This is a genomic window from Psychrobacter sp. 1Y6 (genome assembly GCF_052258385.2).
GTDB lineage: Bacteria > Pseudomonadota > Gammaproteobacteria > Pseudomonadales > Moraxellaceae > Psychrobacter.
In genome coordinates this window covers 1,829,013-1,852,182 of sequence record NZ_JBQQEW020000001.1, presented here as the reverse complement: position 1 = coordinate 1,852,182, position 23,170 = coordinate 1,829,013, and the positions used below count along the sequence as shown (strand labels likewise).

At 44.0% G+C, this 23,170-nt stretch carries 17 protein-coding genes; 6 read left to right on the top strand and 11 right to left on the bottom strand.

Annotated elements, in window-relative coordinates:
- Positions 1-166: 166 nt before the first annotated feature.
- Together ACTXGF_RS21515 and maiA are read right to left on the bottom strand one after the other, a co-directional pair.
- Positions 167-1,345, bottom strand: a complete 1,179-nt coding sequence (locus tag ACTXGF_RS21515; RefSeq protein ID WP_443532919.1) for an acyl-CoA dehydrogenase family protein — start codon at positions 1,343-1,345, stop codon at positions 167-169.
- A 349-nt stretch (positions 1,346-1,694) separates the two neighbouring features.
- Entirely contained in the window at positions 1,695-2,345 is a 651-nt protein-coding gene (gene maiA / locus ACTXGF_RS21510; protein ID WP_443532961.1) for a maleylacetoacetate isomerase, read from the bottom strand.
- A 157-nt stretch (positions 2,346-2,502) separates the two neighbouring features.
- Here maiA and ACTXGF_RS21505 point away from each other — a divergent pair, with 157 nt between their 5' ends.
- Positions 2,503-3,360: an IclR family transcriptional regulator gene (locus ACTXGF_RS21505; RefSeq protein ID WP_443532921.1), complete on the top strand. Its 858-nt coding sequence runs from the start codon at positions 2,503-2,505 to the stop codon at positions 3,358-3,360.
- A gap of 45 nt (positions 3,361-3,405) precedes the next feature.
- Here the strand turns inward: ACTXGF_RS21505 and ACTXGF_RS21500 are convergent, their stop codons facing one another.
- The 5 genes from ACTXGF_RS21500 to ACTXGF_RS21480 form a co-directional block, all read right to left on the bottom strand.
- Positions 3,406-4,458, bottom strand: a complete 1,053-nt coding sequence (locus ACTXGF_RS21500) for a TRAP transporter substrate-binding protein (protein ID WP_443532962.1) — start codon at positions 4,456-4,458, stop codon at positions 3,406-3,408.
- Between the two features lie 137 nt (positions 4,459-4,595).
- Positions 4,596-5,171 carry a VOC family protein gene (locus ACTXGF_RS21495; protein WP_179797180.1) on the bottom strand — a complete coding sequence of 192 codons (576 nt, stop codon included), beginning with the start codon at positions 5,169-5,171 and terminating at the stop codon, positions 4,596-4,598.
- 146 nt (positions 5,172-5,317) lie between these two features.
- Positions 5,318-6,619: a fumarylacetoacetase gene (gene fahA, locus ACTXGF_RS21490; protein ID WP_443532923.1), complete on the bottom strand. Its 1,302-nt coding sequence runs from the start codon at positions 6,617-6,619 to the stop codon at positions 5,318-5,320.
- Positions 6,620-6,927: 308 nt separating this feature from the next.
- Positions 6,928-8,124 (bottom strand): amino acid aminotransferase, encoded by a 1,197-nt coding sequence (locus tag ACTXGF_RS21485; protein ID WP_114701101.1) that lies wholly within the window; start codon positions 8,122-8,124, stop codon positions 6,928-6,930.
- A gap of 157 nt (positions 8,125-8,281) precedes the next feature.
- Entirely contained in the window at positions 8,282-9,229 is a 948-nt protein-coding gene (locus ACTXGF_RS21480; protein WP_443532925.1) for a LysR family transcriptional regulator, read from the bottom strand.
- A gap of 178 nt (positions 9,230-9,407) precedes the next feature.
- On the opposite strand from ACTXGF_RS21480, the gene hppD reads away from it, so the two are divergent.
- From hppD to ACTXGF_RS21460, 4 genes are all read left to right on the top strand, one after another.
- Entirely contained in the window at positions 9,408-10,508 is a 1,101-nt protein-coding gene (hppD, locus tag ACTXGF_RS21475; protein ID WP_057759888.1) for a 4-hydroxyphenylpyruvate dioxygenase, read from the top strand.
- 132 nt (positions 10,509-10,640) lie between these two features.
- Positions 10,641-11,603, top strand: a complete 963-nt coding sequence (locus ACTXGF_RS21470) for a phenylalanine 4-monooxygenase (RefSeq protein ID WP_443532927.1) — start codon at positions 10,641-10,643, stop codon at positions 11,601-11,603.
- A 162-nt stretch (positions 11,604-11,765) separates the two neighbouring features.
- On the top strand, positions 11,766-12,107 hold the full coding sequence (locus tag ACTXGF_RS21465; protein ID WP_443532929.1) for a 4a-hydroxytetrahydrobiopterin dehydratase: 342 nt from the start codon (positions 11,766-11,768) through the stop codon (positions 12,105-12,107).
- 97 nt (positions 12,108-12,204) lie between these two features.
- Positions 12,205-13,608: a Na+/H+ antiporter NhaC family protein gene (locus tag ACTXGF_RS21460; protein WP_522885865.1), complete on the top strand. Its 1,404-nt coding sequence runs from the start codon at positions 12,205-12,207 to the stop codon at positions 13,606-13,608.
- Positions 13,609-13,676: 68 nt separating this feature from the next.
- On the opposite strand, the gene ACTXGF_RS21455 is transcribed toward ACTXGF_RS21460, so the two are convergent.
- Positions 13,677-14,423, bottom strand: coding sequence for a siderophore-interacting protein (locus tag ACTXGF_RS21455; protein ID WP_443534912.1), 747 nt, complete (start codon positions 14,421-14,423; stop codon positions 13,677-13,679).
- 73 nt (positions 14,424-14,496) lie between these two features.
- Positions 14,497-16,674 carry a TonB-dependent siderophore receptor gene (locus ACTXGF_RS21450; protein WP_443534910.1) on the bottom strand — a complete coding sequence of 726 codons (2,178 nt, stop codon included), beginning with the start codon at positions 16,672-16,674 and terminating at the stop codon, positions 14,497-14,499.
- A 435-nt stretch (positions 16,675-17,109) separates the two neighbouring features.
- Between ACTXGF_RS21450 and ACTXGF_RS21445 the strand changes: the two genes are divergently transcribed.
- Complete coding sequence (locus ACTXGF_RS21445) at positions 17,110-18,615, top strand: PepSY-associated TM helix domain-containing protein (RefSeq protein WP_443534908.1); 1,506 nt, start codon at positions 17,110-17,112, stop codon at positions 18,613-18,615.
- 169 nt (positions 18,616-18,784) lie between these two features.
- On the opposite strand, the gene ACTXGF_RS21440 is transcribed toward ACTXGF_RS21445, so the two are convergent.
- Together ACTXGF_RS21440 and ACTXGF_RS21435 are read right to left on the bottom strand one after the other, a co-directional pair.
- On the bottom strand, positions 18,785-20,533 hold the full coding sequence (locus ACTXGF_RS21440; RefSeq protein WP_443534907.1) for a multidrug ABC transporter permease/ATP-binding protein: 1,749 nt from the start codon (positions 20,531-20,533) through the stop codon (positions 18,785-18,787).
- A 96-nt stretch (positions 20,534-20,629) separates the two neighbouring features.
- The gene (locus ACTXGF_RS21435; protein WP_443534905.1) at positions 20,630-22,936 is read right to left on the bottom strand and encodes a TonB-dependent receptor; all 2,307 of its coding nucleotides are present in this window, start codon (positions 22,934-22,936) and stop codon (positions 20,630-20,632) included.
- Between the last annotated feature and the right edge of the window lie 234 nt (positions 22,937-23,170).

The following is a 23,170-nucleotide window of genomic DNA, read 5'->3' as shown; positions in this document are numbered from 1 at the left end:
CCTCTCAATTGTAGTTATTGGTAGGCTATAAAAAAGCAAGACATTGGATGTCTTGCTTTTTTACGGTTTAAAGATAAACAATTAAAGTAATAAAGCTATCGATAAATCAAAATAAGCGCTTGCAAATTGTGTCTTACAGGCGTTTATTATTTCTAATTAAGGGCTTCTATATTCTGAACATTGCGCCATTCGGTGTCAGTCCAACATAGGCCATACCTGCTTGATTCATCCAGTGAGGTTGAATAATGCCATGCTGTAAAATCGCATGAATATCTCTATGTGCTCGTTCTATTTTATGCTTTTTATATAGAGAGGCTGTGCCAGCTACTGCGTAAATTTCAGATAGCATCTCGCGAGCTTCTCTTGCGGCTTCACAAGACGCTGCCCATACATCTGCAAGCTGTATATCAGTAAAGGTGTTCTTCTGCTGTGTTTCTTCCCATAATATATCTACACTGTGATGCAGTTGGGTGCGTTTTGATGCTAGTACTGTTTTACTCTTAGCAATGGTAGCTTGTACCGTTGCACGGTCGCGTAAATCTGGACTCTTACCAGGCGTTACTCTCTCAAGGCACATATCAACCAAGTCATCCATAGCGGCTTTTAATACGCCTAGCGCCATCGCCGCACAGCCAGCAGCATTGATACAACCGATAGGCAGACGACTGTAGGCAGTGTCGATAGCCACAGGACTATCGAAGTCAACTGCATAAGCCTCTTTGACAAAAGCGTCTTTGACGACTATATCGTGGCTACCTGTGCCATTTAAACCGCCCACATCCCAGGTATCAATGATTTTTACATCTTTCTTGGGAATAAAAAACAGCTTTAATTTTGCACCTGGGCCAAGGGTCGTAGGAGAGCCTTCGGAGATAACGAGGCAACGGAGCACAAACCAGTCAGCCAATTGGCATCCAGAGACGAGTGTCCATTGTCCTGATACCATATAGCCATTATCTACTGTTTGGGCCACGCCTTCAGGCCGTGCGGAATTGGCATAAATATGAGAGGGGTTACTGTATACCTCTTTCATACTGGACTCGTCCAAAAATCGACCGAATGTACAGGCCAAATGGTTGTTCCAAACGATCCAAGCAACGGAGGCCTCAGCACTGGCCAAGGTCTCATAAGTTTTTAGCGTTTCTATTGGGTTTCCTGCCCATCCTCCTAACGATTTAGGCAGCCCCATTCTAAATAATGCAAATTCTGAAAGTTTATTGACTACCACAGGTGCAATTTTTCTAGCGCTTTCTGTTTCATCTCTGAACATGACTGCAGATGCATAAATCTTGTTTGCTGCATCCGATGGTAGGGTGGTTATCTCTGCTGAGGATATATCATTCATATTGTTCAACCTTATTATGATGAATAAGACAGTACTTTTTTCTACAGCTGATAAAGTACAAATTTGAGCGATGACAAATGCTTATATAAAGAATAACCAACAGCTGCCCACCATACAACCGTTAATATGAATATATTAAAAATTATATTGTAAAAATTGAATAAATAATAATCAATGAGGCTGAATTCAGCAATTAAGCTAGGAATTAAGCTGTAAAAATAGGTAGGGGTAAAGAATAGCGAAGAATAAAGCTCGACCAAATATTAAGTGTTAATTCTAAGCCACTTAATATTTGGCCGAGAAGATAAATATTCTATAAAGATAGGTATCCTATAAAAACTGTCTTAAATTAGGCATCACGTTTCGGCGCATCAGGCTGCATCATAGGATCCGCATCTGCAAATGCCTTTAGTGTACGGCAATGAGTATCAATGGCGACGATATTGGGATAAGCGCTCAAATCTACTTTGAAGCGGCGAGCAGAAGAGACTTGCGGAATCAAATAACAATCTGCGAGAGTAGGACTGTCCCCATAGCAGAACTGTCCGCGATTGTTATCCGCTGCCAAACGTGTCTCTAAAGCGGCAAAACCTTCACTGATCCAGCGATTGCACCATGCAATCACATCTTTCTCGTCTACTGACAGCTCATTGCGTAGGTACTGTAAAATGCGGCGATTATTAATTGGGTGGATGTCGCAACCAATCATGGCGCTCAGCGCGCGTACTTGCATATGCCCAGCAGCATCGTTAGGTAATAATGGATGCTCAGGGTAGACCTCTTCTAACCACTCCAAGATAGCTGGACTTTGATATAATAATAAATCATCAGTTTGTAGGACAGGTACTAATCCTTGCGGATTAATCGCTTTAAAAGCAGCTTCTAACTGTTCATCTTGTGCCAGATTGATCGTGATATCATCGTAATCTAAGCCTTTTAGGTTCATAGCGATACGAGTACGGTAAGACGTGCTACTACGAAAGTAGCCATAAAGTGTCATCATGATTCATGTCCTTATATTGATGTGTTTTTATAAAGATAAATATTATGAAGTAGGGGCTGTATCTCAGTGATATTTGATCGGATAAACCCTTATTGAACAGACCACTAACAACCAAAATTAAAAAATAACCAAGCACACCAGAATCGAGCAAATCATGCCAGCAGACAAAACCCTTATAGACAGCTCTATCACCAGTAAAAACCAAAGTGGCGTCCAGTCGCTTGAGATTGGGCTGTCGATACTCGATGTGCTGATCGACCGCAATGAGCCTATGATGTTAAAAGATATCGCTGAAGCCATGCAAATGCATCCAGCAAAATCCCATCGTTACTTGGTCAGTCTCATCCGCAAAAACTATGCGCGTAAGCTTGATGATGGACGCTATGGGCTTGGCGATAGGGTCAATGCATTGGCATCACTAGGACATACTGAACTCAACCAAAACAATCTTTTGGCACGTCTCACGCAAGTGGCTAATGAAATCAAAGACACGTTAAATTGCGGTGTGCAAATTGCCAAATGGTTTAGCGAAGGCCCTATTATTATTCAGTCCGTCGAGCCAGACAGTCCGATTAGTATCATCACTCGCATTGGCTCACGTATGCCTCTGACGACATCGGCTACAGGGCAGTTATTTGCCAGTTATCAACCTGATGCCGTCATTCAGCCATTGGTCACAGCTGAATGGTATACGAGTAATACCGCCGCAGATATGGCCGAGAAGAGGCAGCACTTTACCCAGCTACAAGCTAAAATACGTACTCAAGGCTATGCGACAGTGACGGGCGATATGCTCATGGGTATTAACGCCATTACGATTCCTGTCATATTGCCACAGCTTGCCAGTAGCGCTGTTAACCCACCCACGAGTAGTGATAAAATTGTTAACGAAGCGCTACCGCTAGAATATGCTATCACTATCATTGGAACAACAGAGCAGTTACCGATGAGCGAGCAACATAACGTGGTTAAGCAAATACTGGCGATAGCACAGCGTTATCAAATTGCCTAGCCAGTATATGGTGCTATAAGCTAGGACGTGTCTTCAATTCATCCTCTAAACCATACAGCCGCTACTGGCCGCTTTTGCTTTTTCGTATACGTTGTCAGCGTCTAGGCCAGTTGCATTCACTTCATTAAGGTAATGTTGAGAACCTTCCATTAATGGACCTCTCCAATCTGGATCATTAAGTGGATCAGGGATATCAATCATAATATCGCCTTTTTCTTTGGCAGCGGCCATTGCTTTGGCATTGCTGACGTCAAATACTTTAGATATATGTGCTGCCAACTCTGCGCCAGAATTATCATCGATTACTTTTTTGAGGTCATCAGGCAAACGGTTGTATTTCTCTTTGTTCATGCTAATCACAAAGGTGGAATTATAAAAAGGAATGTTGGTGTGCGTATTGATCAGCTCATCAAGGCGAAACGCTTGAATGGGTTGCCAAGTAAAGCTGAGCCCATCAATGACACCACGCTGCAGAGAGGTATAAGTATCACTGGCAGGCATGCCGACAGGTGCAGCACCAGTGGCCTCGATAATGTGGCTAGCAACCGCAGAAGGTTGGCGAATACGCAGACCTTTCATATCAGCTGGCGTGCGAATCGGTTTATCAACCGTATGAAGCGCACCTTGTCCAGTTCCTATCAACGCGAGCAAGTGAGTGTCTTCATACTCATCTTTAATAACACCATCATCATATAGCTTATGAAGTATACAGCTCTGCTGCTGTGCGGTATTTGTGATACCAGGCAACTCTACAATTTGCGTCAAAGGAAATCGTCCAGCTGTATATCCTTGTGCTTGCATACCAATATCTACGCTACCTTTAGCTGTAGCGTCATAGGTAGCACCTGGTTTGCTGAGCGTCGCAGAAGGGTATATCTCAACCTTTAAGCGACCTTTTGAATCTGCTTCAATTTTCTTTGCCCATGGCTCTAACGCTTCGGTATTTATATTGTCAGTGGCAGTCATGAAATGCGAGAACCGCAACGTTGTCACTTCACCTGCATCTGTAGACGCGCCTGTTGCTTGGTCGTTATTGGAGCAACCAGTCATCGCAAGCGAGGCGGCTAAGAGTATTCCTAGAGGGGTTCTTATTTTCATCATAGAGTCCTTTCATGATGGTGATATATGGTTCGCTATTTATTGTTACATAGAGTAGGTCGTCAATTAGCACCTTTATAATTAAAGCGATGATTAACTAATCATTTAAAAACGTAGCAAGCAGGATTACAGGAGAGTTACTCGCCGACAGGAGCAACTTCGCGTGCTTCAGCCAACTCATCACTATGCAAAAACTGTGTATGTGCTGGGGCGCGTTTGGTACGAGACCACTCATCTAGCATGTCTTGCTTGATGGCGTCTGTAATCATCGATACTTTGTCTTCTGAGGTTGGATCATCATAGGTCAGCTCGAGACGATGACCGTTGGGATCAAAAAAGTAAATCGAGTGAAAGATGCCGTGATTGGTCACGCCAATGACATCAATGCCGGCATTTTCTAAATGCTCTTTGGCAACGATTAGCTCGTCACGGTCCTTAACCTTTAGCGCTAAGTGCTGCACCCAGCTTGGGGTATTTGGATCAAAGCCCATCTCAGGTTGATTGGGTACTTCGAAAAATGCTAAGACATTGCCATTACCAGCGTCCAAAAAGACGTGCATATAGGGGTCAAAGGCTTTGGTCGAAGGCACATGGTCTTCTGCGAATGCCAAGATAAAATCCATGTTTAGATTTTTTTTATACCATTCGACGGTTTCTTTTGCATCTTTGCAGCGGTAAGCCACATGATGAATTTTCTCAATTTGAAAGCTCATATCAAACTCCTTTTGATAAGACGTGTTACTCATTTGGCTGTATTCACATAACGATGAGTAGGTGAATGCGTTTGTCTTCCTATCCGCCTGCATGAGAATTTTCACGCCTATTTTGCTATTTCTCTATCTATGTTATTTCTTAAATGCTACTTGTCAAAATCAAAGCTAAGCGCTGGTAACACCTTGCCGCGTACTTCACCAAAGCCAACACGAATGCCGTCTTTTTCGCTATAGCCTTTCATGATGATCGTGTCACCATCTTCGATAAAGCTGCGCGTCTCACCGCCTTCAAGCGTGACTGGTTTGGTAGCGTTCCAAGCAATCTCTAGCATCGAGCCATAAGAATCAGGCGTTGGCCCTGAAATCGTACCTGAGCCCATCATGTCGCCAACTTCAACTTTGCAGCCAGTGATGGTGTGGTGGGTGAGCTGCTGTGCCATTGACCAGTACATGTATTTAAAATTGGTCTCGCAAATGACTGTTGCTGTTTCTGCATTTTCAGGCAGTAGCTCAACTGATAGATTGATATCAAAGCTGTTGTCGCTCGATTTTTCATTTAAATATGCAAGCGGCTTGGGTTCTTGAGTTGGGCAAGCTGTTTTAAACGGAGCCAATGCATCCATAGTGACAATCCAAGGAGAAACCTCGGAGGCAAAGGTCTTGGCATTAAATGGACCTAATGGCACGTATTCCCATTTTTGGATATCTCGGGCTGACCAGTCATTGAGCAACACCATGCCAAAGATATGATCAGCGGCATCATCTACGGCGATTGGCTGACCGATATGATTACCTTTACCAACGACAAAGGCGGTCTCTAGCTCAAAATCCAAGCGCTTACAGGCAGAAAAAATAGGACGCTCATCAGGGCTAGGCTTTAGCTGACCTGATGGACGCACGATATCCGTCCCGCTAACGATGACGGTACTGGCGCGTCCATTATAACCAACAGGCATTTCGGTCCAGTTAGGCAATAGGGCGTTGTTTGGATCGCGGAACATGGTGCCGACGTTGGTCGCGTGCTCTTTCGATGAATAAAAATCGGTAAAGCCCGGTACTTGCACTGGCAAATGCATGGTGACGTCTGCCTGCTTAAATAGCGCCTTTTTTTGCAAGTCTGCATTATCACGTAACGTGTCATTGTCATTAGACAGCAGTGTTTGAATAGTCGAGCGTGCCTGCGTCCAGTTGTCTCGACCTGAATCAATAAAAGCATTTAGAGTGGATTGGCCAAAATAAGGGCCACCGTCCAAACTTAACAAGCCTTCTGTCTCTAATACAGACAGGTCGAGCACATGCTCACCGATGGCAACGCCTGCACGGCGCTTGTTATCACCAGCATCGTCTTTGGTAACGCTAAAGATGCCATAAGGGAGATTGTGAATAGAAAAGTCAGAGTCAGTAGCGATATCGATAAAAGAGGTGAGGGTGCTGTCAGTCGTTGACATGATTTGCTCCTTGCTAATACAAATTAGGAATTACGTTATAATTAATTACTTACGTATAATGTAATTTATTGATATATGGATTGCAAGTTTTTTGTGCAATGTCTTTCGTAAAAAGGCTACTTTGAAAAGTGGTTGTCGTTGTTTTGACTAAACGGTTCTGACTAGATGATTTTAATAAAATAGTTCTGACGAAATAATTTTGATTAAATGTTAGGTACAAAAAAAGGCCGAGCAATCGCTCAGCCTTTATTATCCACGTTTATTTTTTATCAAGTTACATATTGAGTAACATGGCTTACGTGGTTTAATCAGTCTTTTAAGACGTCTGCCATGGCATTGGCCACATAGTCGATGTTACTAGTATTCAGTCCAGCCACACACATACGTGAGTTAGAGACCATATAGATACCAAACTCGGTCTGTAGGCGTTCGACTTGCTCAGGCGTGAGACCAGTAAAGCTAAACATACCGTTTTGACGAGTGATGTAATCAAAGTTACGGTTAGGGATTTTAGCCTCTAACACTGACTTTAACTTTAGGCGCATGGCTTTGATACGGTCGCGCATCGCATAAACTTCGCCAACCCACTGCTCATGTAGGGCTTCATCGTTCATGACGATATCGACCACGCGTCCACCATGTGATGGCGGGCTTGAGTAGATACGGCGTACGGTTGCGTTTAGCTGACCGAATACGCGATCGGTTTCGTCTACGGTTGGGCAGACGACTGATAGGCCGCCGACGCGCTCGCCATATAGCGACAAGTTTTTAGAGAATGAGTTGCTAACAAACAATGGCAAGCCCATCTCAACCGCTTTACGAATAGCGTAAGCGTCGCTGTCCATGTCTTCGCCAAACCCTTGATAAGCGATGTCCATGAATGGAATCAGCTCACGCGCCTTCACGACGTTGAGTACAGTGTCCCATTGCGCTTGGGTCAAATCCATACCGGTTGGGTTATGGCAGCATGGGTGTAGCAAAATGACGTCATTTTTGTTCAATGTTTCAAAAAACGCAATCATTTCATCGAATTTGATGCTGCTGTTGGCTTTGTCGTAGTACGGGTATTTACCGACTTCTACATCAGAGCCTTCAAAGATAGCGATATGGTTGCCCCATGTCGGATCGCTCACATAGCACTTAGCTTGTGGGAACCAGTCATGAATAAATTCAGCACCAACTTTCAACGCGCCAGAACCACCGATTGTAGCGATAGTAGCGACCAAGCCATCTTTTAAAATCTGAGCGTCTTTACCAAACAGTAATTCCTGACAGCCTTTACGGTGGCCTGGTAGACCTGCCATTGGTAGGTATGGACGCGGTGCGATAGGATCAGCAATACGCTCTTCGGCTGTTTTTACACAGTCGAGTACAGGCAATACGCCATTCTCATCATAATAAATACCAATACCTAAATTGACCTTGTTAGGATTGCTATCTGCTGAGTATTTTTCCATAAGACCTAAGATTGGATCACCAGCGTAATAATCGATACGTTCAAACATGCCATTTCCTTATAAAAATATAAATCGAGCAGCCGAAAATCATAGAGCAAATCGCGGCTGAACTCAACACGAGAGTGGGTTATATGCGGCAATTAATAAAATAAATAGCCAAATAGATTGTTTCTATGCTTATCAAGCGCATTTGACATGCTATACGTCATTCGCTAGACGACGATTCAGAGTGATGTAGGTCGTTATAATGGGTCGCAAAATAGGTTTGCAAAAAATGCTTAAAAGCAATTGTCGCCGGAGAGAGCGCACGTGAAGCACGTTGATAGATAAAGAATTGCCGCATTTTGACTGGTTGAGTGAGTGGACGCATCAGCAGACCATTGGCGCTGACCCAATCAATAACTTCAGGCATATAGGGTAGACACAGCGTGATACCAAAGCCTTGGCGTGTCATCTCAAGCGCGGTGGACATAAAATTCACCTTGTAGCGGGCTTGTTGCACATGAGCGGAGATAGAATCATCGAGCTCTGAGGTTACTTGCTCAAGGAACGGGCCTTGTAAGGTAATCAGCGGCGTTTCTAATAAATCTTGCCAAGTGATTTCGTCTCTTTGTGCCAGTGCATGGCTGTCTGGCATAACCACACAAAATGGTAGCTGATACAACAAGTCAGCCCCGATATCATCTTCAGTTTCTATAAAACCAAGCTCAGTACCAACGCCTAAATCGACTTCGATATCTTGAATATGCTTAAGTAAATTTTCGGCTGAGCAGTCCAATAGTGAGACGCCGATATTTGGATATTCTTTGGCAAATTGAGCGATGACGGCAGGTAGGGAAGACGCCGCGAACTGTGATACAGCCAAGCGCACCTGACCTTGTGCCAAGTTGGTCAAGCTACTCGCTTCATTTTCAAACAGCTGCATCTCATTCAAGATACGCCGCGCTTGTGGTAGTAGATGCCGTCCTACTGCTGACAGAGACAACTGGCGAGTGGTTCGATCAAACAGCACGATACCGAGACCAGTCTCTAGCTCTTTAATCAATCCACTGACGGCAGATTGAGTTAGATACATCTGTTCACTGGCACGAGTGAAACTGCCGTTGTCAGCGACTTTGATAAATGCGGTCAATTGGCGAATGCTGATATTCATAAGTAAACCTGATAAATAAATCATAAAAAACAATTAGTCTTATAAATAAAGCTAATCTAATATAAATACAACGTCAACAATAAAGATTGATTATTAATCGTTTTATAGACTTTCGCTAATAACCGACTTTTACTACTCATCGATTTTCTATTACCAATTGAAATTAAGGATAATTACAATGGCAGATTTATTTGACAACCCAATGGGACTAAATGGATTTGATTTTGTCGAGTTTGCTTCTCCGCAACCTGATGCAGTCGACGCATTGTTTAAGCAGCTTGGTTTTGCCCATGTCGCCAATCATCGCTCGAAAGACGTTGCTCTATATCGTCAAGGTGATATCAACCTTATCCTAAACCGCGAGCCAAAAAGCCAAGCCAGTTATTTCGTTGAAGAGCATGGCGCAGGTGCTTGTAGCATGGGCTTTCGGGTAAAAGATGCCAAAAAAGCATATGAGCGTGCGGTAGAAATGGGCGCGCAGCCAGTAGATGTGCCAACTGGGGTGATGGAGCTTAGGTTGCCAGCTATCAAAGGCATCGGCGGCTCACTAATCTATTTGATTGACCGCTATAAAGATGGCGAATCTATCTATGATGTCGACTTTGAGTTCTTTGCAGATATCGACAGAAACCCTGTCGGCTATGGCTTCAAAGTCATCGATCATTTAACGCACAACGTCTATCGTGGACGCATGGCGTATTGGGCAAAATTCTATGAGCGTATCTTTAATTTCCGCGAGATTCGTTACTTTGATATCAAAGGTGAGTACACAGGACTAACCAGTAAAGCCATGACCGCACCCGATGGAAAAATCCGTATTCCACTGAATGAAGAAGCCAAACAGGGCGGTGGTCAAATCGAAGAGTACCTAATGCATTTCAATGGCGAAGGTATTCAACATATTGCGCTAGCCAGTGATGACTTGTTTGCCAGTATCGATAAGCTAAAAGCGGCTGGTATTCCGCTTATGACCGCCCCAAATGCTGCTTACTATGAAATGCTGAGCGAGCGCTTACCGAACCATGGTGAAAATGTCGCTGACTTGCAAACGCGCGGTATCTTGTTAGACGGTACGACAGAAGGCGGTGCACCGCGTCTGCTACTACAGATTTTTTCTGAAACTATTTTGGGTAGTCCAGTGTTCTTTGAGTTTATTCAGCGTAAAGGCGATTATGCAGATGGCTTTGGTGAAGGTAACTTTAAAGCGTTGTTTGAGTCGATAGAGCGCGACCAAGTACGTCGCGGCACAGTCGGTCAGCCAGAGACTGAAACGCTATAAAGCTACCTAACGCTTAGCCCAAATCTAACAATTGGACAAGACAAAAGGAGTTTGTGTTGTCCTTAATAGGAGTATTACCTACAAGCACGACAGCAAAGGTAATGCTCTCATTGCGATAAAAGGAATACAGGCATGGAACGCCTATCACAGATAGATTCTCTTAATACTGCCATCGGTACCAATAACGTTGCTACTAGTAAGCAAGGCAACGATGCGTCCAGTCATTCTAACGCGACAAATAAAAGACAGCCGTATATTTCACACCAGCCCGATAGCAATGGTCATATTCACTATAGTGATGATGAGCATGTGATGTGGCAAGCGCTGCTAGCACGTCAAGCGGAACAAACGCCCAATCGTGCATGTAATGCATATCTAGAGGGTTTGACTAAGTTAAATTTACCGACAACGCATATCCCGCAGCTGCATGATATCGATGAGGTATTGCAAGCGACCACAGGTTGGCAAACTGCCGCTGTGCCTGCGTTAATCAGCTTCGGTAAATTTTTCAAATTACTGGCCAATAAGTCCTTCCCTGTGGCGACTTTTATTCGCCGATTCGATGATATGAACTATATTGAAGAGCCTGATATTTTTCATGAAATCGTTGGGCATTGTCCACTATTGACCCATCCTGCGTTTGCAGCATTTAATGAGACGTATGGTAAGCTTGGTCTTAGCGCAACGAAAGAGGAGCGTTGGTTTTTGGCACGACTGTATTGGTTCACTATTGAGTTTGGCTTGGTTGGCAGTCGCATAGAAAATCGTAGAATCTACGGCGGCGGCATATTAAGTTCACCTTCTGAAACGGTCTACGCACTTGATCATACATCGTACGGCCAACCAGAAGCTCAAAATACAATACAATATCAAACTAAACAGCATCAGTCTAAACCGCAGCCTGAGCACCGAGCATTTGATTTGCTCGATGTATTGCGTACGCCTTATCGTATTGATCAAATACAGCCGATTTACTATGTCATTGATGAATTAGATACCTTATTTGATATCGTCAATAGTGACATCATGGGAGCGGTAAAAAAAGCTATGTCGCTTGGACTATTTGAGCCGACCTACCCAGAAAAAACTCGTTAAAAACGTCAATTCAAAATTAAACATGAAAACCAACACTTCAGTGCGGAATATTGAGATAGCAGCAAAGCTATATCAGCATTGATGTACGAGTATTAGAAAGTAGTTATCAAAACAACCATTAAAAACTGACATCGAAAACAGCCATTATAAAAGGATTTTATTATGACAGCACTATCACAAAACAGCTGCGAAGCTTGCCGCATTGGCGCACCGAAAGTCGATGAAGCCGAAGCACGAGAATTATTACCGCAAATTCCTGATTGGTCACTAATTGAGGTGGATGGTATTCAACAATTGCAGCGTCAGTATAAATTTAAAAACTTCGTCTCAGCAATGGCATTTGCCAATCAACTGGCAGACATCGCTGAAGTAGAAGGGCATCATCCGGGTATATTGGTAGAGTGGGGTAAGGCTACGGTCACTTGGTGGTCGCATAGTATCAAAGGTTTGCATCGCAATGATTTCGTCATGGCAGCTAAGACCGATGACTTACTGGGTAAGTAATAGGTTGCTTTACTAACAAATCACTTTAACCATACTTCTACCATCAAAATTAAAATCAATTTAGTGCCAGTATTTACTGGCATTTTAAGGATGTGTCATGCCACCAAAACCCCTCACATTAATCAGTGCCAAGCTCGCCTTTATCATATCCGCCATCGTCATCGGTATCATGGGCATTACCATGATTGGCTTTGGCTGGGTGCCGCACTTGTCTCTTATATTGGCCATCTGTGTACTACTGGCTATCGGTATGTATAAAGGACTCAGCTTTGATGACATGCAAGCTCAAATGGCCTCAGGTGTCATGCGTGGTATTGGTGCCATCTATTTGTTCTTCTTTATCGGACTGATGGTTGCGGCTCTGATGATGTCAGGAGCGATTCCAACGCTTATGTATATGGGCTTTCAGCTGATCTCACCTGAGTACTATTATATTTCCGCCTTTATCTTGACCTCTATTATTGGTATTGCTCTAGGCAGTAGTTTGACGACTGCAGCAACGCTTGGCGTGGCCTTTATTGGTATGAGTAATGCGTTTGATGCCAATGTGGCGATAGCAGCGGGGGCGGTAGTATCAGGGGCGTTCTTTGGTGATAAGATGTCGCCATTATCTGATACTTGTACGATTGCCTCTTCTGTAGTGGGTATCGATCTGTTTGAGCACATTCGCAATATGATGTATACAACCGTACCTGCGTGGATACTGACGGTGATATTGTTTTGGATGTTCTCAGGACAGACGACCAGTGCTGATCTGAGTCAAGTGACTATATTACAAGGTCAGCTGATAGACAGTGGTTTGGTACATGGGTATTCAGTATTACCCTTTGTCGTATTAGTCGGACTAGCACTGTTTCGGGTCAATGCGATTTATACGATTATCTGTACTATTGCTGCGGCACTTATCATTACTTATATCCACAGCTCACCAAGCTTTGGTCAATTGGGTGGTTACTTGTTTGCAGGCTATGCCCCTGCTGAGTCATTAGAGCTGGGTGAGGTAGGTGGTATGCTGTCGCGTGGCGGTGTACAGAGTATGTTCTTTACTCAGGCGATTGTGATACTAGCATTAAGCTTAGGTGGGTTACTAACCGCACTAGGGATTCTGCCAGCACTGCTATCTGGTATTAAGGATACATTGACGACATCAGGACGAGCGATATTTGCCGCAGCGATGTCGGCACTAAGCATTAACGTGCTGATTGGTGAGCAGTATTTGAGTATTCTATTGTCAGGTACGGCATTTCGGTCGACGTTTGAGCGCTTACACTTGCATCCTAAGAATTTATCTCGGACGATTGAGGATGCAGGAACGGTGATTAATCCATTGGTGCCTTGGAGTGTGTGCGGGGTGTTTATCAGTCAGGCATTAGGGGTACCGGTGTTAGATTATCTGCCTTATGCATTCTTCTGTTATTTGTCATTACTGCTGACACTGCTATTCGGGTTCACGGGGCTGACGATTAGTAGAGTGAAAGAGGGGAAGGTAGTCGAAGCATGATAGATAATGATTGATAAAAAAAGGTGGGACTAATATTAGCCCCTCCTTTTTTGTTTCGAAATACGTATTTACTGATCTTCCGTTTGCGCATCCTGACTTTTGACGATTTTATGCTGATCTTCTGTGCTATCGACTTTCCAGTAGCTAGAAACATATAAATGCGTCTTTGGTATCGCGCACTCAACTTTGAAGTATTGGCGCAGTGCACGCATACTATGAAATTCACACGCTGCCCATACAGCAGGTTGACCATCAAGCCAATTCAATGATTTAACACAGTTCAGTAAGGGGCTATCGTCTGCATTTGGATGCGCATTAATCACCCAATGTATCTCGACGTTCTCTGGTTTTTTGAGCGTCTGACGATCTGCCTCAGTCGTCACTTCAAGTGCTGCGTAACCATGAGCATCAATAGGTAACTGGGCTAGGTTGACCGTAATCGCTGGTAGCGCGGTCATATCGCCGACTAATAAAAACCAATCTGCTTCATTGTTAATGAGTTTCTTTGGCCCTGGACCACCTATCAGAATTTGATCACCGACTTGCGCATGTCGTGCCCATGCCGATGCAGGTCCTTCCGTCTCATGTAAAGCAAAATCAACATCTATTGCGTCATCACGTTGCACGCTCACCGTATAAGTACGCATCAATGGGCGACTATCTGCATCTTGAGGAAATATCAGTTTGATATAAGCACTTTCTTGATCGATAGGGAAATCAACCATGCCAGCACCGCCAAGCGTGACACGGCACATATTTGGCGTAATGTATCTAGTGCCAATAACTTCTAGTACTCTTGGAGTAGGTTTTGCCATATTGTGCTTTCCTTCCAACAGCGGGTTAAGGGTTAGCTTACTAATACAACCAACCCGCTGCTTGTAAATTTGATTAAAAATTAGCTTTTAGGCTGACTGACATTTGACGTTCAGGTCCCATCCAGCAGTCAGCGATGCTATAACAAGAACTAACATAGGTCTTATCAAATAGATTGTTGATACTCGCACCCACAGCCAGCATAGGGTTGATCTGATAGCTACCGCCGACATCTACCAGCGTTACGCTTGGCAGTTCATCTGAGTTTTGTTTATCAATCTGCATACCATCTTCATAGCGAATGCCAGCATTTAGAGTGAGTTTGTCCGTAGCATAGTAGTCTGCCCATAGTGTGGCTTTGTGTTTAGCAGTTTGGGCAGGAGTGTTGCCGACCACATCAGGGTTGAACTCATCTTCTGTGATCTCAGCATCGGTATAGCTGTAGCTTGCCGCGAGATCTACCCAGTCATTAAGCATACGACTGCCTGATATCTCAAAGCCTTTTGATTCAATTTCACCAGTTTGAACTTTCTGTCGATAATCAGCGGGATTGGTTACTACGACATTTTTCTGTGTGATATCGAATACGGCAAGCGTTCCTTGAGTGGCACGGTCTGGAGACAGATATTTGAGGCCTGCTTCTAGCTGATCAGCAGTACTTGGTTCAAAAGGTTCATTAGTAATAAAGTTGCTACCAACAACGGGCTGGAATGACTCTGAATAGCTGACAAATGGTGATAAACCATTGTCAAAATCATAAATCGCAGCAAAACGGCCGCTAGTTTCTGATGCATCATTACCAAACGTCTCATTATTATAAACTGCACCTTGAGAGGCGTCAGTTTGCTCGGTCGTACTCTCGAAGTTGTCGTGACGTAGTCCGGCTACAACGGTCAAATCTTGCCACCTCATCTCGTCTTGCACATAGAATCCAAGCTGGCTTTGTTCGATATCTTGCGTCTGACGATAGGTATCTAGCGGTAGCGTAGCCGTATTTATTTGTGAGTAGTCTGGATTAGACAAGTCAAGATTTGGCGTGCCATTTGCACCAGCATCATAGTAAATCGCGCTGCTGTCTGTCTCTTGATACTCAGCACCGAACAGTAGATTGTGCGAGGTATTGGCAGTATCGAATGTATAGGCCAGTTGGTTGTCCGTGGTCCAATTATTCATGCTCTCATCCGTGGTATATGCCACGCGATTGAGAATCGTGTCACTACCTTCTACAAACCCTCTATTATACATATTGCGTTGCTGTGCTTCGGCATCGGTATAGCGCGTGATATGTTTAAAAGTTAACTGGTCATTGATATCCCAGTTTACGGTGACGCTTGGCATAAATACTTCTTTACTAAACTTATTCCATTCATCGCCTGCATAGGCATCACTGTCTAGCTTGCCATAGCTTGCCTTATATACGGTGCCGACAGCAGGCAATGGGGTAGAAGGTACCATCTCTGGATCATCTTGATAAAACAGATTGGCAAGTACCGAGACATCATCAGTTGCCTGCCATTCAAGCGACGGATTAATCAGCAAGCGCTCTTCTTCTGTGGTTTGCATTTGTCCATCTTTTTGACGTTTTAGCGCGACTAAGCGATAGTTCAAGGTGTCGGTGATAGGCCCCGTGCTATCGACGGCCACTTCTTTTAGGTTTTGATTACCGAGTCGTAGCTGTACTTCGTTCTCTTGAGTGCTTTTAGGGGCTTTGGCTATTTGGTTCACCATGCCACCGGGTGCTGCATAGCCATAAAGGGAAGAGGCGGGTCCTTTCACGACTTCGACCGCTTCAGTCGCATAGACATCGACTTGTGGCATTAGGTTCCAAGCGCCATCGTAGGGCAGTCTTAGTCCGTCATAAAAGTTTGAATAGGTTTTAAATCCGCGGATATTGTACTCATCAAAGACAGATACCGTACCGCGGCTTTCAGAGCTTACGCCTGGCTCATAACGTAATGCAGCATTGACACTATCTGCCTGACGCTTTTGCAACAGGTCTTGATCGATTCTGGTATAACTCATTGGCGCGTCGTTTGGGTCCAATGCAGTTTTGGTGCCAGTACTACGATAGCCATCTGAGTAGACAGTAATAGCATCTAAGGTGGCTGATGGTGTAGCAGCCTCATCGTTTTCAGTATTGTTTGTCGTCTCTACAGCGTAAGCGGCGTGACTCATACCCATGATCAGGCCAATTTGTACTGCTGTGGTGAGATATTTTTTGCGAATGACGTTAGTGGTTAGATGAGACCGCATCAGATTTCCTCTTGGACTAAAATGATTAAATATTATGTATAACAGTTAAAGCAAATTTACAACGACGCCAATAATAACACTAATGATAATTATTATCATTAAAAAATTACAACGAGACAGTTTTGAGAAGTATTTGCAGAACTTAAAAAGGTAGAGGCGCAGTATTGCAAATGAAGCAGTATTGCGAATAGAGTCACGCAGACTTGCTGTTTTGAGTGATGTATTTTAAACAATAGTTTTTTTTAGATTTTTCTCGTATTATGCAGCAGCATTCTGAATACAATTATTTACAGTATAGTTTTTACATCACTGTATCGGCGTTATTCTAGCTTTCTGCGAGACCTTTTAAGATTGGTCTTGCAAGCAGATATATCACTATTATCGATAGGTTTACGTTGTTCATTGAGCAACCAAAGATTGTTTAAGGTCACATTTATGGACACACCCTCCAACCAATCCACCAATAACCAACGCTATTTCACAGTGTGGCGTTGGCATTTTTATGCAGGTGTTTTTGTTGCTCCCTTTCTAGTTGTCTTGGCGATAACGGCGCTCGGTATGCTGTTTATGTCTAACACAGTAGGACGTGACAACGACCGCTTAACGGTTGTCGTGCCAGAGTCTACAGTTCAAGCACCTGTCTCTACTCAAGCAAAAAACGCGCTGAGCACCTTGCCTGATAGCACACTGATTAAATATATCGCCCCTCGTGATACTGATACGGTGGCTTTATTTCAGATAAAATCAGACGACCAAAGCAATATGGTGGCAGTCAACCCTTATACGGCTGATATCGTCCAAAGTGTGCCTACTAGTAGCGATCTTTATAGTACGTTCAATGATATTCACAGTGATTTGCTGATTGGTAAAGTCGGTGATTATCTGTTAGAAACGGCGGCATCATTGACTATTTTGATGGTTCTGTCTGGTTGGTATCTGTGGTGGCAGAAACGTAAATCAGTCAAAGCGATGTTGATACCTAACGAGAGGGTAACCAATAAGAAAAAACGCTCTTTTATCCGTACGATTCATGCGACATTGGGCAGTTGGATATCTGTGCTGCTACTGTTTTTCTGTATATCAGGTATGGCATGGGCAGGTGTATGGGGCGAAAGAGTGGTGCAAGCATGGAGCCAGTTTCCTGCGGGTAAGTGGGGCGTTGCGCCTGTTCCGGTATCGATTGACCACAGTCAACATGCTGCTATGCAAGAGTCTACACCAGCGCCGCATGTACATGGTGCGGCAGCGTCTGAAGCGCATACTGAAGTACCCACGCATGGCAGTGCTCTAAACTCGGGCGACACCAAAGAAGTTCCTTGGGTGCTTGAGCTGACGCCAATGCCTGTGTCAGGCACGACTATGGGTAAAGATGGTATTGCCGCCAATATCCCAATTATGATTGATACAGTGGATCGTTACGCTCGTGAAATCGGTTTTGAAGGGCGTTATCAATTGAACCTACCACAAGGTAGTACAGGCGTCTGGACCATTAGCCAAGATTCAATGAGCTATGATATGAAAAGTCCGACAGCAGATCGTACGGTACATATTGACCGTTATTCGGGTAATGTCTTAGCTGATATTCATTTTGACGACTATAATGCGTTTGGTAAGTTCATGGCGGCTGGTATCGCGCTGCATATGGGCACGCTCGGATGGTGGAGCGTACTGGCTAATGTGCTGTTTTGCCTAGCAGTAATCGCTATTTGTGTCAGTGGCTATATCATGTGGTGGCAGCGTCGCCCTCGTCAGGCGAGTGATAGCGTGGGATTAAACCCACCAGCTCGCGGCTTAAATGTTTCCGTCTGGTGGCCGCTTGCTATTCCTTTATTAGTTGTGGCTATCATATTCCCGACTGCTATTATTGCGATTGTGGCTATCGCGCTATTAGACTTCTTGGTGATTTCTCGAGTTGGGTTTTTACAGAAGTTATTAAAATAAGTGAATAGCAGAATAATGTTGTTCCTTATATAGCAAAGGAGCGTCTTGTAGTAAGGCGCTCCTTTTTTTGCTTAAAAAATGCTTAGATTAACTGCCATTTAGCTTAAAGTTGATCAAACGTTTTATAGGATTGAAATAGCTCGGTTCATGCTAGTAGTTAAAGCATTGCTTACTTAAGCATAGCAATGGCATCTTTGCTGGCACGCTGTCGCTCTTCGGCATTTAGCTCAATGAGACGGCCTTCTTTCATTAGTAATAATCGATCAGCATGCTCAAAATAACCATCATCATGACTAATAATAAACAGTGTCTTACCCATGGCTTTTAGCTCAGGGATGAGCGTCTGATAAAACACGCGGCGAAAGGCAGGGTCTTGGTCGGCTGCCCACTCATCGAGCAGTAATATATCCTTCTGTTCAGCGACAGCGATTAGCATTGCCAAGCGTTTTCTCTGACCTTGCGACAGCTTATCTGTAGAGAGTTTATGGTCAGACACACTTACTTTTTCTTGTAGATTGAGCTTATGCAGCCAGTCAGATATCAGTGCTTCATTAGGTTGATTGCCCTGATTTCCAATGAGCTGTTTAAACAGATGCTGATCACTAAAGATAGCAGAAAACAGCTGTCTATAATCGGCATTACTCTCTGAATCAACGATGCCTTGGTCTACGTGTATAGAGCCTGTGGTAGGGGTGAAAATCCCCGTGATGATTTTGGCGAGAGTTGATTTGCCACTACCATTGGCGCCGATTAAGAACACCACATCGCCACGTCTCACAGTAAGGTTGACCGATTTCAAGATATCATCAGCAGGGTTATTTGCGTCAACAGCTATCTCTTGTGCCTGCGTATTGATGCCGCCGTAGCGATAACCAACGTCAGTCAGTGATATCGATTGCCAGTCTTTTGCCACATGGTCAGTCATAAATGCTGCTTGATAGTCAGCCAGCTCTAGAGACTGTATTTTGTCTAGTGCCACTTGGGCAGTCTGTAGGGTCGGATACGCACCAACTGCATGCAGAATGGGTGACTGCATAAATAGAATCGTTAAGGAAAAGGTGGTGGCGACACCCATCGGTATATTCAGATAATTCGATACCGCGAACACCACGCCAATCGAGGCAAACATCATAATATTGGACCAGTTCACCGCTGATAAATGAAAAGTATCAGACTTGGTTACGGTCTTCTCGTACGATTTGGCATGAGCCAAGAAGTCATCTGTATACAGTTTTTCTGCTCGGTGTTGGTTAAGTGCTAGCTCTTTGCGTCCTTCTATTATCGATTGATAATCCTGATATAACGCGTCATTAATCTCTCTCAACTCGGTCAAATGCGTATAGACATGCTTGACCAATATGGTACTGATCCAAATCGTCATCACAATCCAAAACATGACAATAAACAATAATGGCAACGATAACCATCCCAGATATAGCCCAACGCCAACAGATAAAATAATACCTTGTACAAGCTCTGGCATACGGACAAAAGCAACGGTAATCGATTGAATATCTGAAGACAAGCTGGCAAGTAAGCGTGCACTACCCAAATGATCTATTTGAGGAACGGTGGTATCGATGATTTGTTTGACCAATTTGGTTCTAAGCTCATAGACAAATCGATGCCCCAATCGCGTTAAGGCATATTGCGACAAAAATGTCGTCACCAGCAGTAACAGTACCAGCAGTGAAAACTGCCCCAAGCTGAGCCAAGATAAAGTATCAAATACTGGCTGACTAATAAAGGTGTGATTGATATAGGCAATGATACCGACACTGACAGCTGCGTTGACCAGATTTAGCAGAATGACTTTGAGAAAAGGCAGACGATAATTCGCCCAAATCATATGATATAAAGAAGGGGTCGTACGATAGGACACTGTGGTATGAGAAGACGCTGTGGTACGAGAAGGCATAGTAACTCAGTAATAAAATAAATTTTTGATAGCATAAAAGGGAGTAGGTCGCGCCTAATCCCTTTTATAGAACCTAATAAAGCCTACTAATAAAGCTTAAAAGTCGAACGTTGCCGATACTTTTAAGGCCGTTGGCTCGCCCGCATTTAGATAGCCATAGCCTGGTAATCCACCTACAGATTGCCAGTAGTCTTCACCTGTGACATTGGTCACCATACCTTTTAGAGTAACGTTTTGTCCTGCCAGCATAGTACGATAGCGAGCACCCAAATCTAGGGTAGTATAGCCATCAACTTTTAAGGTATTGGCGGCATCGGCATAACGCGCACCTGTATGGATGATATCGCCCGTTAATGTCAGTCCTTCAACGGCGGCTAAATCATACTCTAGGTTGACGTTGCTCTGTAAAGTAGGCAGGCCAATGACGCTATTGCCATCTAATGCACTATCGCCAGTATCTTTTTGCTTAGCACTTAGATAGGTAACACCAGCATTGAGGCGCATGTTTTCGCTTGGACTACCAAAGACAGTTAGCTCAGCACCTTGATGACGGTTCTCGCCAGTCGCGGTAAAGGTATTATTGTCATCGATATAAGCTCGTGGCTCATCAGTATGGAATATGGCAAAACTGCTACCGATCACACCATTGTCGTATTTAACACCTAGCTCAGTTTGTTTGCTTACATAGGGATCTAGGTTTTGTCCTGCATTGGTTATGGCATTGCCAGAATTATCAACCAATGGCGCAGCGGCACCTTTGGCAAGACTTTCAATATAGTTGCCATATACAGACCAGTCCATCGTTGGCTGATAAACGATACCGACGCTTGGTGTCCATGCGCTTTCATCATAGCTAGCTGTTTTGGCTTGGGTATTATAGTCATAGCTGGTTGTTTTGATATTTTGATGACGTACGCCTACCGTAGTTTTTAGCTTATCGTTGAACAGTGAGAACGTGTCTGCGAGCGCAAAACTCTGTAGTTGAGTTTCGCCCGTAAGTGTTGGATTATCTGAATTACCTACAAAAACGGCACTATCCGACCAGTTGTTATCATGATAACTAGTAGGATTGTATAAATTAGTAGGACGTCCATCTTCAAAAGCGTAAGCGCCTTTTTCCTCTTGGTCGTAAAGATTAGCTGCGATTACCCAGTTGTGATCAATCTTACCTGTTTGCCATTGACCACGCAGACCAAGCTCAGCACTTTGGACTTTATCTTCTCGAACGTTATCAAAGCGGGAGGTTGAGCCAGTGCCATCTGCGTCAGATACTGTAAGATTGGCTAACGAGTTGTCCTCATCACCATGTCTGATACCGTAGGCACCATAACCAGTGATGTTGTCATTAAAATCATATTCTCCGCGAATCGTACCAAAGACATCCTCTTCGTTTGAATAACTCCAAGGTTGCGCCCAGTTTTTTAAGCCGTCTGGTGCTTTTGATACATGAGAGACACCAGCAAGCGTCACACTAGGACGAGTCTCTGACAGCTTATTGTCTTGCCAGCCCAAATCGGCTGATAGACGATACTGATCTCCTCTATAGTCTAAACCAAGGGCAGCCAAACCCAAAGTCAATGACTCATCATCGATAGCGCTGTCACCATCTTGATAAGCAGCATTAAAACGAACACCAATAGCATCATCGCTACCAAAGCGATCACTGACATCTACTGCGACCTTACCTTGGTCACCTTGACCATAACCAACCGTTAGCTGACTTAGCGGCTCATTATCCGCTCGTTTGGGTAACAGGTTGATAGTACCACCTGCGCTACCACCACTCGGTGCTGCGCCATTTAGCATCGCTGAGGCACCGCGCTGTACTTCGACGCGCTCAAACAATTCAGTTGCAATATATTGTCTAGGTAGTATGCCGTATAGACCATTGAACATCGTATCGTCTGAGGTGGTCACAAACCCACGCATAAAATACGCTTCTTGAAAATTACCGAAACCTCTAGCCACACGTACAGTAGAATCTTTTTTGAGTAGGTCACCCACACTTTGCGCTTGCTGATTGGCGATATATTCATTGGTATATGAGGTGGTAGAGAACGGCGTGTCCATGATGTCTTGGTTGCCCAAGAGTCCAACGCGGCTGCCTGTTGCTACCTGTCCACCTTCATATGCGCTAGGTAGCCCATCTGCGGACGCATCAGCACTACTGGTCACGACGATAGTGTCCAGTACCACATTAGGGGTGGTTTGAGTATCTGCATCATCTACTAGCGCCCATGCCGAGTGACTTGTGGTTAGTATGATGACTGAACATAGTGTTTTTAGAGGTAGCGATTTCGTTGATGGCAAACGTGAGGGTATGGACGCTAGTCGTAGAGAAGCGCCAGACACATTCAGAGAGTTAAGACGAAACAAAGCAGCAGATAAGCGAGACAGTTGCATGAATATTTCCAGCATGTAATTTAAATCGTTATTATAATGATAATCATTTCTATTACAATGAATTACTGAGTCAATTTTAAATATACTAGGTTTGGTAAAGTACGGCTGTTGCTTGATAAGGTGCTAATAGCATCATCTATAAGTAGGGCAATGCTTTTATATTTGGGAGAAGATTAGGCTGTATAGAGCGAGCAAAAAAGAAGTATAAAGCAGAGGATGGATTTACCTATTATA